Source organism: Gilvibacter sp., from assembly GCF_965601605.1.
In the GTDB taxonomy this organism is placed as follows: Bacteria; Bacteroidota; Bacteroidia; order Flavobacteriales; family Flavobacteriaceae; genus Gilvibacter.
Map to the genome: position 1 here is coordinate 1 of NZ_CBFCWJ010000028.1, position 12,359 is coordinate 12,359.

Consider the following 12,359-nt stretch of genomic DNA (forward strand, 5'->3'; position numbering starts at 1 on the left):
GTATAAGGGTGTTGTTTCCCGCGTTTAATGATCACGACACCTTGGATTATGGGTTTGTAGTGCACCTTGTTGATGTCCAGAACAAAAACTTCGGATTCTTGTTGTGCCTGCATGGCACTTGATTTTGCCGTAATTGCTGCTTCGGCCGCACCTGAAACCACATAGGTTGCAGCTTGCACGGCGTTTTCAGCATAGACCAAGTTGGGTTTTACGGTTTCCCAAAGCTCTTGATATTCTAAAAGCTCTTTCGCTGCACGACCATAAGGGGCAAGTTCTGGATTGGGAATCGCCAAGGATTTTAAACCGTCCATGGTCATCCCAGATTTTAAAAAGTCTTCTTGGGAAAGTACTACCAAAATTCCCTTGGCGTAGGGGATGGGAGCCGCGGTGGTCCAATCGGTGTCGTGTAAGTGCTGGGGATAGGACATATCCGCCGCCATAAAGATATCTATGGGCGCACCGTTGCTGATCTGATTGGTGAGTTTTCCAGAAGAACCAGTTATGATATCGATCTCCACATCACGTGTAGCAGAAAACGCATCGGCTAAGCTCTGGGCTAAAGCTTCGGCGTTGGCTGCTACAGCTATACGCAACTTCTTAGTTGGCGCTTGATTGCATCCGTATAAGACGAAGCTAAGCGCAATTAATGTTATCCAAAATCTACTCTTCTGCAAAGATGGCTGTTTCAAATCCGTCTATACTTTTTTGGTTCTTCTTTTCCCAATAGCTCCATAACTCCTCATCGGTCTTTGCTTCAGCCCACTCGGCCAAACGCGTTCTATGGGCTTTGAACTCCATATAGGGAACGCCGTAGCCACAAGAAGTTTGAACGGTCTCTATATGAAGCTTGATGAGTTGTCGAGCTCCTTTAGTGTCGGGAAACAATTTGATATACTGCTGGAATTGTTCATCTCTGGGATGGTAGATATCACAACTTCCATAAAGCCGCAGAATAAGTGGAGGATCTTCAAAAGCATTGAACATGATGGTCATGCGATTGCTTTTAAGCAAATGAGCGGCAGTTTCATTGCCACTACCGGTTAGATTCATCCAAAGCACGGATTTATCGTCTAAAACACGCATGCTGTCCATGCCTTTGGGTGAAAGATTAATGCGCCCTTCTGCAGCAGCAGTTGCTACAAAGAAGATCGGTTGGGCTTCTATAAAGTTCTTGTGAACCTCGCGGAGTTCTTCAAATTGTGCAGCCATGATGACTCTATTATAAGGAGACTATAAAGATACCGCTTCTGCGTGGAGTAGTGCAAAACCAACTGCCTAAAAGTTTCTTAATCGCCTTGATAAAGTCAAATATGATGAACAGTATTAGAAAGAAGGCTTTACCTCATGGAAATCAGTTGATTTTAAAATTGTTTAACAATTTGTAAAAAAATTTAAACAAAATATTAATACTTTTACATTGTGAAGGAAGTAATTTAGCATCAGTTAAATCAAACTAAGAAAACAGACTTGTTGAGAAAGTAGCCAAAAAACTGAGTCGACCTTTAGATCCGGACCGGTCAAATTTCAGAAAGCGCGAATTCAAAAACCGTTAATTTTTATGTTGGTTTATAAACAAAAACTACAAAAATTAAGACTCATGAAAAAGATTGCCACGTTTGTACTTGCTGGAATGTTTGTTTCGGCTTGTGCGCAAAACACACAAAACAACACTGCTGAGGTTGCTACTGCAGAAGTAGAAAATGTAACTGAAGCTAAAACTGTGGATACACCTCCTACAATCGTAGGTGTTGCTGCAGGAAACGACGCATTTAGTACCCTAGTTGCGGCTGTTAAAGCAGCTGGATTGGTTGAGACCCTTAGCGGAAAAGGACCATTCACTGTATTTGCTCCAACCAACGACGCTTTTGGAAAATTACCAGCGGGAACCGTTGAAGGATTATTGAAGCCAGAAGCTAAAGGAACGCTAACAGCGGTATTGACTTATCACGTAGTAGCTGGAAAGTTTGAAGCAGCTGCAGTGGTAGACGCAATTAAGAAGAACAATGGAAAGTTCGAGGTTAAAACTGTACAAGGTGGAACCATTAGTTTAACTCTAGAAGGAGGAAACGTAATGTTAACCGATGCTACAGGAGCTAAGTCTACGGTAATTATCCCAGACGTAGCAGCAAGCAATGGAGTGATCCACGCCATTGACTCTGTTGTAATGCCTCAATAGTTTTAGGTGGTCAAAAAATAAAATTGCTATGAATTAAGGCTGTTCGCATGAGCAGCCTTTTTTTATTGTTTAGTATTTAATAGCTGCTGATGGATCTGTCTGCCTAAAGCCGCTAGAAAAGGAATTCCTGTTTCGTCGTATTGATAGTTATTGTCATTGTAAATTCCGTTCTCATTGACATGGACTGTGGCTGTTAAAATAAAAGCGATCTCATTGGTGTGGTCCAATATGTAGGCACAGTCTGTTAAATAACCGTAGGCGTAGCCTACTTTATTCAAGATACTGATGTCCTCAGGCATGTCTGCCTTGTTATCTCCAAACATAAAGAACTTGACATAGCTGTCGTAATACTCAGGTTTGGCATATCCCGCTTCATGAGGCAAGAGTTGCATACTCTCCATCAAGAACTGATGCAGCTCCGCAGAGAGTTTAAATTGCTCATCAGTAGAAAAGTACTCGGGAAAGATCACGCGCTTCATAGTGCCATGCATACTACTGATGGGATAGTAGTTCTTTAAAGCGAAAGACATAGGCTCATTCACCAAAGTGTCATTTTTATAATAGCCCACGCCTTTGTTGATCTTTTGAAGATTCAAGGGCTTGAGGGGTTGCATTTGATAACCTTCTCCCTCAAAAAGTTCGTCCTCACCACTTCCTTGAAAGATAAGTCCCTTGGTCATAGGATCTGCTGCATTTGGGGTGGATAAACGATGTGCCAGCCGGAAGTTATTAAGTCCGACTTCATACATACGATCGTTGACAAAATCATTACCCAGATATTCATAAAGCCTGTTGTAAGCTTCATTACTGCTGACTGCAAATATGTCTCTAATATCTTTGCGAAAACTAGACGAGATGCTATCGCCATTAACTGTAATTGTCGCATCCAGATTTATAAATCCATTGTCATCCAATTGCTCAAGAGTAATCACTGCCATTGGAAACTTCACCGTACTGGCCGGATAGAAATAGACGGAATCATTTACTTGGAATTCGTATTCCTTAAAGGCAAGGCTAGACGCGGAATAATCTACCACACTAAGGGCTATTTGCACCTCATGTGCTTCTAGATTATTCATGACCTTTTTTATGGCAGGATCATCAGCAGAAAGTGCTGCCTTTAAAGGATCAACAGCTTCTTTTTGACATGAAAATAAGGTGAAAAGGCTGAGTGAAATAAGCGCTAAACGCAGGAACATAGGCATTGAATTTGCCTAAAGATAATGATTTGGTGAATTACTCTCTGTTGAGGACTTTGTACTCCTCATAGCACTCAGAAATGGCATCCAAGATCTGAAGATCATTCGCCGTTCTAATGAACTGATCCGAATAATTACAGTTGTTCAGGATCATGTCTAGATCGTTGCGTTCTAACTGCAATACGGCCATAAGGGTTTCTCGATCAAACTTACTCTGCAATAAGTTCCGAATATTATCATCGGCTTTCATTTGCCGCAGCTTGCGCATTTGTTTGGGCCTTTTTCCAAAGACGTTATAGAGGAAATCTGCGGGATTAAATATGGCACTCAGCACTTTCCCTACAGCCCCAGGCTGCTGAGATCCTCCTTCATAACCTCGATCTAAACCAGCAATGGCATAACGATAATCGTCATATACAGGAATGATCTTGGCATCGATCTCCAGATATCCGGTAAGTTCTACGGGTCTGATCACTACTTCTTCTAAGGCTATTCCCAGCTCAGTCATCTTTACTTTGATCTCCCCAAATTTCAATAAGTCATTAGTCACGCGAACGCGAATGGATTTGAAACCGAGGTAAGAAAAATAAAGGGTGTCGTTGACTTTTGCAGGAATTTCGAAGCTTCCGTCTCTTTCAGAAACAGTACCGATCACCTGATTGAGGTTCACAATATTTACGTTTTCCAAAACCTTATCATCGGCATCGTTTTGAACAATACCTTGTACCGTCTGCGTCTGCTCTTCTTGGGCCGTGGCCGAAAAGCAAACAAGGGCAACAATAAGGAACCAGAAAGGCTTCATAGCAAGATTCTTAGTTTCAAAAATACATATTAAGTGGTCAATTTGCGTACCACAACTACATATTTACAAAAAATTTAAGACTCTTAACGACGTCTGCGCTTGCCACCCGTGCCTTTAGGCTTGTTGCCAGATCGGTTCTTACGTCCGCGCTTATTGCTAAAATCATCATTGAATTTACCGCCTCGGCGTTTGTCGGACTTGCGTGTTCTGGGCTGTTTTCCTCTGGAATTTGAATCTTTAAAACGCTTACCACCACCTTTACGGCGTTTCTCTGTGGTTGCTTCTACTACAATGCGTCTGCCGTCTAAAGTAAAGTCTTCAAAAGTTTCTAAAACGCGCTTCACATGAGGTTCCTCTACGTTGAAGAATGAAAAGCTTCCTTTCACATCTACTTTGAAAAGCCCGTCGTCTTTGATCTGTAAAAGGTCCTTTAAGAAGTCCTTCAGAGTCATCCAACTAAAGTCATCTTTAGCTCCAACATTGATAAAGAAACGTGTGCTGTTTCCACCTGCAGATACATTGCCTACTTCTGGGACGTTAAGCTCCTTGGCGTTTTTATAATAATTGAAGAATCTGCTGAATTCTACACTAAAGATCTTTTTGATCAAGGTTTCTTGGTCGAATTTCCCCAAGGATTCCATGATAGCAGGTACGTAAGGCTCAATGTCTAAATTGACATCCGTCTGTTCGATTTTCTCCGCCAAATGAAGTAATTGGATCTCACAGATCTCCATACCCGTTGGCAGTGATTTGGCCTTGAATTCCTTTTGGATGATCTTTTCAATGGCTTTGATCTTGCGGATCTCACTTTTGGATACCAAGACCATAGAAATCCCGGATTTCCCAGCACGCCCAGTACGACCGCTTCTGTGGGTGTAGGTTTCAATCTCATCCGGCAATTGGTAGTTGATCACGTGAGTAATATCATCGACATCAATACCACGGGCAGCCACGTCAGTTGCCACAAGCATTTGGATTTGCTTGGTTCGGAACGATTTCATTACCAAATCACGTTGGTTCTGACTTAGATCCCCATGAAGCGCGGCAGCGTTGTATCCGTCTTCAATTAGCATCTCAGCCACCTTTTGCGTATCCCGTTTGGTGCGGCAAAAGACTACAGAGAAGATGTTTGGATTGGCATCTGCCAAGCGCTTTAACGCTAAATAACGATCTCTTGCGCTGATCAGATAGTACTCATGATCAACGCGTTGTGCACCACTGTTTTTGTTTCCTACTGTGATCTCCTGAGGATCATACATGAACTTTTTGGCTATTGCAGCCACTTCTTTAGGCATAGTAGCACTAAAAAGCCAGGTGCTCTTGTCTTCCGGAGTGTGTGAAAGGATCTCTTTAATGTCCTCATAGAATCCCATGTTCAGCATTTCATCGGCTTCATCTAAAACGCAGTACTCTACGTTTTTAATAACAGCTACACCGCGACCGATTAGGTCTTTCATACGACCGGGGGTCGCCACAATGATCTGGGCACCGTTCTTTAGGTCTTTAGCTTGTCCTTGTACACTCGCACCGCCGTATACGGCCACAATGTGTAAACCTTTTACGTGTTGTGAATAGGAGCGCAGTTCGTGAGTAATCTGCAGACAGAGTTCACGTGTAGGCGCAATGATAAGCCCTTGTGTATTTCTACTTTTTACATTGATCTTTTGAATCAATGGAAAACCAAAAGCAGCGGTTTTCCCGGTTCCGGTTTGCGCAAGGGCAACCAAATCGGTTTCTGATTCTAATAATAAAGGGATGGCTTTGGCCTGAACTTCTGTAGGTTTTTCAAAACCCATATCGGCCGTGGCCTGCAATAAAGGCGCAGACAGTCCTAATGCTTCAAATGCACTCATAGTTACTTGTATTTGCGTGTTGGTCGAAGCACGCGACAAGTAAACCCATTTAGCTTCGTGCAACACATTTCCTCAACCCGAGGACTTTTCTGGCGCGAAAGTACGCTAAGTTTTTTGTTTCCAGCTTGTTTATTGAGAATTCTTTAAAAAAGTCACCAATTGGGCTACTGCTTTTCCTCTGTGACTCATGGCACTTTTCTCTGCCATAGTCATTTGTGCAAAGGAGCGGTCAAAGCCGTTGGGCTTAAAGATTGGGTCATAACCAAAACCATCCGTGCCTTGGCGCTCGGAAAGGATCTCACCCGGGCAGAAGCCTTCAAAATAAACAGGCTCATTTCCTTGCAATAGCGCAATCACACAAACAAAGCGCGCAGATCGATCCCTCTGATCTTCTAAAGCTCCCAGAAGCTTGTCCATATTTTCGTCAGAAGTGCAACCCACACCCGCATAGCGCGCTGTATAGACTCCTGGAGCTCCGTCTAAGGCCGATACTTCCAAACCACTGTCATCGGCAAAGCAAGGCAGTCCGTAATGTTTTTGAACGTGCTGTGCCTTGAGAAGTGCATTGCCTTTAAAAGTGGTTTCGGTCTCTGGAATCTCATCATGACATCCAATGTCGTCTAAGCTTAAGAGTTTGATGCTTGGTGGCACCATGGCTTGTAGTTCCTTGAGTTTTCCTGCGTTATGAGTAGCAAAAACAAATTCGGTCATTATTGATGATGATAGGGTTCGTTGTTTAAAATACTAAAGCCGCGGTAGAGCTGTTCGGCAAAAAAGAGCCTAACCATTTGGTGGGAAAAGGTCATTTTGGATAGCGACAACTTGCTGTTGGCTCTCGAGTAAAGTGCTTGGTCAAAACCATAAGGCCCACCAATAATAAAAACTAAATTCTTAATGCCTGAATTCATGCGTTGTTGCAAAAACTTGGAAAAGTCCACAGAGTTGTATTGTCTTCCATTCTCATCCAATAAGACCACAAAATCACTGGTGTTGAGTTGCGCAAGGATCAAATCGGCTTCTTGTTTCTTCTGTTGATCAAAAGAGAGCTTTGCGCGTTTTTTGAGATCAGGAATGATCTTAAATTCAAACCTCACATATCTGGATACCCGTTTGGTGTAGATTTCTGTGAGCTGCTCAATTTCTTTATTGTCGGTCTTTCCAACGGCTAAAAGTGTGATCTGCATATCACAAAGGTAAGAATCCCTAAATGATTGACGGTTCAACCTCAAATCTTTGCAAGTGTACAGATATTCAAGCAGTTGACACTTGGATTTTTAAATTTCACGCTTAACTTGAAAAGAAAAAATCGCCCATGAAAATCCTACAACTCCCTTTTCTAATTATTTTTCTTGTTAGCCACAGTTTTGCCCAGTCGATAAGTCCGTTTATCCATGTGGATCAATTTGGTTACCTCACAAATGCCCAAAAGATCGCGGTGATCTCGGATCCTGTCAACGGTTACAATGCGGGTGAAGCTTACACTCCCGGAACTGCACTTCAAGTGCGTAAATCAGCAACGGACGCTGTGGTTTATGAAGCCAGTCCTGCAGTTTGGAATGGAGGAGCAGTCCACGATCAATCTGGAGATCGCGGGTGGTGGTTTGACTTTAGTTCTGTGACTGCACCAGGAACCTATTATCTCTATGACCCAACAACAGGAGCGCGCAGTGATGATTTCAAAATAGACGATGCTGTGTATAACGATTTAATGAAAACCACAGGGCGCATGTTCTTTTACAACCGTTGCAATTTTGAAAAGGAGGAGACCTACGCTGGAGATTGGTCTGATGGGATGAACTTTGAAAACCCACTTCAGGATTACAATGCACGCTATATCTATGACCAATCTAACGCCAGTCTGGAAAAGGATTTGAGCGGCGGATGGTTTGATGCAGGCGATTACAATAAATACACCACCTTTACTTTGACCACCTTACACAATATGTTGTGGGCTTATCGGGAGAATCCACAAGCTTTTTCTGATGATTGGAACATTCCAGAATCAGGAAATGGATTGCCTGATCTCTTGGACGAGATCAAATGGGAATTGGATTGGCTCTTGAAGATGAACAATCCCGATGGTACCACACATATTAAGATGGGCAGCCGTAATTATAGCGAGAATGTGAGTTCGCCGCCCAGCGCGAACACAGATCCTCGTTTTTACGGTCCGATCTGTAGCTCGGCAAGCATAACGGTAGCTTCTGTTTTTGCGCATGCCAGTTCAGTCTATGCTGGAGAGCCGGGCTACGGATCTTATGCCGATCTGCTCTTAGAGCGCGCTGTGAGCGCTTATGATTATGCTAAAGTTTTGGTAGATGCCAATGCTTTGGAGACTGAATGTGATGACGGCAGCATCGTTGCTGGAGATGCAGATCGAGGAGTGGAGGAGCAATTAAGTGATTTTATGAGTGCGGCTATTTATCTTTTTGAAGCCACGGGGAACAGCAGTTATAACGATTATATCATTGCCAATATCAATACCGTAGAGCCTGTGGCTACGACCTTTTGGGGGCCATATGCGATTCACCTTAACGATGCCTTGTTGCGCTACACCCAGTTGCCTGGCAATGACGCGGCTACCTCCGCAGCAATCACAGATGCCTTTACTTTAGATGTCACCAATAACTTCAACGGTTATTACGGTTTTTCTAATTCGGATTTGTATTTGGCTAACATTCCAAACTGGAGCTATCATTGGGGAAGTAACAATCCCAAAGCCAATTACGGCACCTTGAATCAACTAGCCATTAAGTACGACATAGATCCATCTAACAACGACAGTTATAACGCTTATATAGAATCAGCCATTAATTATTTCCACGGAGTGAATCCGCAGAATGTGGTCTACCTCTCCAATGTGGGGAGCCTGGGAGCAACCAAATCAGTCAACGAGATCTACCACGCTTGGTTCGCTCCCGGTACTCCATATGACAATGCACAAACCTCAGAATTCGGCCCGGCACCTGGCTTTCTTACAGGAGGGCCCAATCAAAACTTTTCAGTGAGTACACTTTCACCACCTTTTGGACAGCCTGCTCAAAAGAGCTTTTTAGACTTTAATGAAGGCGCTAATAGAGCTTGGGAGATCACAGAACCTGCCATCTATTATCAAGCAGCTTATCTGCGTTTATTGGCTAATAGAGTGGATTCTGATCTTGTTTTAAATGTTGCTGATCCTGTTCAAACCGCTTTGACCTTAGAATTGGTCCCTAATCCGGCTCAAGATTGGTTGAACATAGCAGGAACGGATCAGCCGTATAGCATAAAAGCTTACAATATGCTGGGGCAAAACGTTGATAACTTGATCTATAAGCAACAAGGTCGCTGGTTTGTGGGTAATTTGGCTCCGGGAATTTATCTGCTCCAGATTAAGCATTCCAATTCTGGCACAACAGTGGTAAAGCGCTTGGTGAAGCAATAAAAGCACGAGCGTCGCTTTAAGAATGCAGGTGTTTTAGTAATTTAGCCAAAACACTTCATGAGATGATCTCCAAAAAAGACTTTGACAAAGAAATTGATCTGATAATCGCCAATGCCATTCGTGAAGATGTGGGGGACGGTGATCACAGTTCCTTGGCCTGTATTCCATATGATGCCATGGGAAAGGCCCGTTTATTAGTTAAAGACGAAGGGATCCTTGCTGGCGTGGAATTCGCCAAAAAGGTATTTGAATTTGTAGACCCAGGTCTGGAGATCGATGTTCGAATCACGGACGGTACCCCTGTAAAATACGGCGATGAAGCCTTTTATGTAAGCGGGAATTCTCAATCCATCTTAAAGGCAGAACGCTTGGTGCTCAACGCAATGCAACGCATGAGTGCTATCGCAACCAAGACTAATGAGTACGTAAAACTGCTAGAAGGTACTGGTACCAAAATCCTCGACACCAGAAAAACCACTCCTGGAATCCGCGCTTTAGAAAAGTGGGCGGTTAAGATAGGAGGCGGAGAAAACCACCGTTTTGCGCTCTACGACATGATCATGCTCAAGGACAATCACATTGACTTTTGCGGGGGAATCGCTAAAGCCATTGAAGTGACCAAGCAGTATTTAAAGGAAAATCGTTTGGACCTCAAGATCATTGTGGAGGCGCGTTCTTTGGATGAGATTGCACAAATTCTTGAGCACGAGGGTGTTTATCGAATCTTAATCGATAACTTTAACTATGAAGATACCCGAAAAGCTGTGGCCCTAATTGGTGATCAATGTCTGACGGAATCCTCTGGAGGGATTACCCTAGAAACGGTTAGAGCTTATGCAGAATGTGGCGTAGACTACATCAGCAGTGGTGCCTTGACCCATTCAGTTCACAACTTAGACCTGAGTTTAAAAGCTATATGAGCATAGAACAACGCTTGCAAAACACACCTGTAGTTAGCGGGGCCATGCGCCTTTGCGATAAGATATTACTGCCGGGTTTTGAAGGCTTGTCCTTATATGATTTATTGAAGACCTACGCCGTAGGTATTGTTAAAGGAACTTTTTCCAGCAGAGCAGGAGCCATTGCTTTTAGCTTCTTTATGGCCATCTTTCCTTTTTTACTTTTTGTGCTGAATTTGATTCCCTACGTGCCCATAGAGAACTTCCAAGATCGTTTTCCTGGATTTTATAGGCGAGTTGATGCCGGCGCAGACCTTTGATTTCTTTTTTCCGGTAATTGAGGATATTGCAGCCAATCCACGTGGTGGCTTATTGTCCTTTGTTTTTATTCTGACCTTATTGGTTATGGCCAATGGCGTAAACTCCATATTTAGTGGCTTTGAGTACTCATTTCACGTGAATATCAATCGTAACTTCTTCAGGCAGTATTGGGTAGCCTTGTTGGTTTCAATTTTTTTGGCATTGTTGTTGCTTTTTAGTGTAGTGGTAGCGGTATACAGTGAATATTTGATCAGTATGCTCAAGCAAGAAGACTACATTAGCGATGAAGTAGTTTGGATAACGGCAGTACGTTATTTTGTCTTTGTGCTTTTGGTTTATATGGTTGTAGCCGTGTTGTACTACTTTGGTGTGAAGGATGGGCGGCAGTCCAGATTTTTTTTCCATCGGTGCACTGGTAACGACTTTGCTATTCATGTTAACCACCTATCTCTTTGGAGTTTACATCAATAATTTCTCCAATTACAACGAGCTTTATGGTTCCATTGGAGCCCTTTTAATAATGATGCTGTATATTTGGTTAAATTCTAACTTACTATTACTGGGCTTTGAACTCAATGCGAGTTTGAGAGCTTTGAAAAACAAACACTAATAATTACTTAAATATTTTATTGACTTATGAAACGAGTTTTGGTATTAATGATCGCTGTACTCTCTATGAATGTTGGGTTTGCGCAGAACGGAGGAATGACAGAAGTAGGAGGACGTGATGCTTCCAAACACTATGAAAGTTGGAGGTTCTGATTTGGTACTCAACGGAGGTGGAATCAGAAAGAAGGCTTTTGTACTCGAATTGTATTCTGGAGGATTGTATCTAGAATCAAAGTCGAAAGACGCTAAAAGCATTATCAATGCTGATCAGAATATGGCCATGAAATTGGTGATCACTTCAAGCTTTGTATCTAGTGATGCAATGAGTGAAGCGGTTAACGATGGTTTTGACGCTTCTATGCGAGGAGATACTTCTTCTTTGGACAGTGAGATCAAAAAATTCATCAGTTTTTTCAGTGATGAGATCGTAGAGAAAGATGTTTTTGACATCACTTATCAAACCGGGCGCGGCGTGGTTTGTTATAAGAACGGAAACGAATTGGGAGTGATTCCAGGAATGGAATTTAAGAAGGCCCTTTTTGGAATCTGGTTGGGGAAAGCACCAGCTGATAAAAAACTTAAAAAAGGAATGTTGGGCAACTAATTGTGCTCACATTATTACGTACTTTTAGGCTGTCGTTTACGCGACAGCCTTTTTTATTTTCATGTACTTTATTGACGTCATACTGCCCATTCCTATCAAGCAGGCATTTACCTATGCGGTAAATGTCCACGAGGCTCATTTTCTTAAGCCAGGGCATCGTGTGGCAGTTCCTTTTGGAAAGTCCAAGATCTATACCGGAATCGTGTATCGGGTGCATCAAACGCCGCCTCAGATGTATGAGACTAAGGAGATCGATCAGATCTTAGATGAGCATCCTTTGGTGACCCAAACACAGCTTATACATTGGCAATGGATCGCGGATTATTACCTCTGTAGTATGGGAGAGGTTATGCGAGCTGCTTTACCTGGAGCTTTTCTTTTAGAAAGTGAGACCATCATTCGGCTACAAACAGAACGCCCTTATTCAGAAGCTATTCTCTCTGCTCAGGAAGAATTAATACTTGAGGCGTTA

12 protein-coding genes and 2 pseudogenes are annotated in these 12,359 nt (G+C 42.8%); 7 read left to right on the plus strand and 7 right to left on the minus strand.

The features are described 5' to 3' along the window. Together modA and ACSLP7_RS07740 are read right to left on the minus strand one after the other, a co-directional pair. On the minus strand, nucleotides 1-593 hold a 593-nt coding region (gene modA, locus ACSLP7_RS07735), incomplete at its 3' end, for a molybdate ABC transporter substrate-binding protein (protein WP_435578769.1). Nucleotides 594-660: 67 nt separating this feature from the next. Further along, nucleotides 661-1,209, minus strand: coding sequence for a pyridoxamine 5'-phosphate oxidase family protein (locus ACSLP7_RS07740; RefSeq protein ID WP_435578770.1), 549 nt, complete (start codon nucleotides 1,207-1,209; stop codon nucleotides 661-663). A gap of 388 nt (nucleotides 1,210-1,597) precedes the next feature. Here ACSLP7_RS07740 and ACSLP7_RS07745 point away from each other — a divergent pair, with 388 nt between their 5' ends. Continuing rightward, nucleotides 1,598-2,176, plus strand: a complete 579-nt coding sequence (locus tag ACSLP7_RS07745) for a fasciclin domain-containing protein (RefSeq protein WP_435578771.1) — start codon at nucleotides 1,598-1,600, stop codon at nucleotides 2,174-2,176. A 62-nt stretch (nucleotides 2,177-2,238) separates the two neighbouring features. Here ACSLP7_RS07745 and ACSLP7_RS07750 read toward each other — a convergent pair whose 3' ends face one another. The 5 genes from ACSLP7_RS07750 to rlmH form a co-directional block, all read right to left on the minus strand. Continuing rightward, entirely contained in the window at nucleotides 2,239-3,375 is a 1,137-nt protein-coding gene (locus tag ACSLP7_RS07750; protein ID WP_435578772.1) for a serine hydrolase, read from the minus strand. 37 nt (nucleotides 3,376-3,412) lie between these two features. Next, a complete protein-coding gene (locus tag ACSLP7_RS07755) occupies nucleotides 3,413-4,177 on the minus strand; it encodes a carboxypeptidase-like regulatory domain-containing protein (RefSeq protein WP_435578773.1) in 765 nt (254 codons plus the stop codon). A gap of 83 nt (nucleotides 4,178-4,260) precedes the next feature. After that, a complete protein-coding gene (locus tag ACSLP7_RS07760; RefSeq protein WP_435578774.1) occupies nucleotides 4,261-6,030 on the minus strand; it encodes a DEAD/DEAH box helicase in 1,770 nt (589 codons plus the stop codon). Nucleotides 6,031-6,159: 129 nt separating this feature from the next. Then, a complete protein-coding gene (rdgB, locus tag ACSLP7_RS07765) occupies nucleotides 6,160-6,741 on the minus strand; it encodes an RdgB/HAM1 family non-canonical purine NTP pyrophosphatase (protein WP_435578775.1) in 582 nt (193 codons plus the stop codon). Next, nucleotides 6,741-7,214, minus strand: a complete 474-nt coding sequence (gene rlmH / locus ACSLP7_RS07770) for a 23S rRNA (pseudouridine(1915)-N(3))-methyltransferase RlmH (RefSeq protein ID WP_435578776.1) — start codon at nucleotides 7,212-7,214, stop codon at nucleotides 6,741-6,743. Before rlmH ends, rdgB begins: the two co-directional genes overlap by 1 nt. Nucleotides 7,215-7,342: 128 nt before the next feature. On the opposite strand from rlmH, the gene ACSLP7_RS07775 reads away from it, so the two are divergent. The 6 genes and pseudogenes from ACSLP7_RS07775 to ACSLP7_RS07800 all read left to right on the plus strand — a co-directional run. Then, nucleotides 7,343-9,454, plus strand: coding sequence for a glycoside hydrolase family 9 protein (locus ACSLP7_RS07775; protein WP_435578777.1), 2,112 nt, complete (start codon nucleotides 7,343-7,345; stop codon nucleotides 9,452-9,454). 62 nt (nucleotides 9,455-9,516) lie between these two features. After that, on the plus strand, nucleotides 9,517-10,374 hold the full coding sequence (nadC, locus tag ACSLP7_RS07780) for a carboxylating nicotinate-nucleotide diphosphorylase (protein WP_435578778.1): 858 nt from the start codon (nucleotides 9,517-9,519) through the stop codon (nucleotides 10,372-10,374). After that, nucleotides 10,371-11,284 (plus strand): annotated as a pseudogene (locus tag ACSLP7_RS07785) (YihY/virulence factor BrkB family protein). Before nadC ends, ACSLP7_RS07785 begins: the two are co-directional and overlap by 4 nt. Nucleotides 11,285-11,310: 26 nt before the next feature. Continuing rightward, nucleotides 11,311-11,436, plus strand: coding sequence for a hypothetical protein (locus tag ACSLP7_RS07790; RefSeq protein ID WP_435578779.1), 126 nt, complete (start codon nucleotides 11,311-11,313; stop codon nucleotides 11,434-11,436). Beyond that, nucleotides 11,417-11,887: a chalcone isomerase family protein gene (locus tag ACSLP7_RS07795; RefSeq protein WP_435578780.1), complete on the plus strand. Its 471-nt coding sequence runs from the start codon at nucleotides 11,417-11,419 to the stop codon at nucleotides 11,885-11,887. Before ACSLP7_RS07790 ends, ACSLP7_RS07795 begins: the two co-directional genes overlap by 20 nt. A 61-nt stretch (nucleotides 11,888-11,948) precedes the next feature. Beyond that, nucleotides 11,949-12,359, plus strand: a pseudogene (locus tag ACSLP7_RS07800) (replication restart helicase PriA); the annotation flags it as partial.

What these genes read in the sequence shown, in the direction of transcription:
- ACSLP7_RS07740 (WP_435578770.1), bottom strand. Translation starts at nt 1,209, where the DNA reads ATGGCTGCACAATTTGAAGAACTCCGCGAGGTTCACAAGAACTTTATA.
- ACSLP7_RS07745 (WP_435578771.1), top strand. Translation starts at nt 1,598, where the DNA reads ATGAAAAAGATTGCCACGTTTGTACTTGCTGGAATGTTTGTTTCGGCT.
- ACSLP7_RS07750 (WP_435578772.1), bottom strand. Translation starts at nt 3,375, where the DNA reads ATGTTCCTGCGTTTAGCGCTTATTTCACTCAGCCTTTTCACCTTATTT.
- ACSLP7_RS07755 (WP_435578773.1), bottom strand. Translation starts at nt 4,177, where the DNA reads ATGAAGCCTTTCTGGTTCCTTATTGTTGCCCTTGTTTGCTTTTCGGCC.
- ACSLP7_RS07760 (WP_435578774.1), bottom strand. Translation starts at nt 6,030, where the DNA reads ATGAGTGCATTTGAAGCATTAGGACTGTCTGCGCCTTTATTGCAGGCC.
- rdgB (WP_435578775.1), bottom strand. Translation starts at nt 6,741, where the DNA reads ATGACCGAATTTGTTTTTGCTACTCATAACGCAGGAAAACTCAAGGAA.
- rlmH (WP_435578776.1), bottom strand. Translation starts at nt 7,214, where the DNA reads ATGCAGATCACACTTTTAGCCGTTGGAAAGACCGACAATAAAGAAATT.
- ACSLP7_RS07775 (WP_435578777.1), top strand. Translation starts at nt 7,343, where the DNA reads ATGAAAATCCTACAACTCCCTTTTCTAATTATTTTTCTTGTTAGCCAC.
- nadC (WP_435578778.1), top strand. Translation starts at nt 9,517, where the DNA reads ATGATCTCCAAAAAAGACTTTGACAAAGAAATTGATCTGATAATCGCC.
- ACSLP7_RS07790 (WP_435578779.1), top strand. Translation starts at nt 11,311, where the DNA reads ATGAAACGAGTTTTGGTATTAATGATCGCTGTACTCTCTATGAATGTT.
- ACSLP7_RS07795 (WP_435578780.1), top strand. Translation starts at nt 11,417, where the DNA reads ATGAAAGTTGGAGGTTCTGATTTGGTACTCAACGGAGGTGGAATCAGA.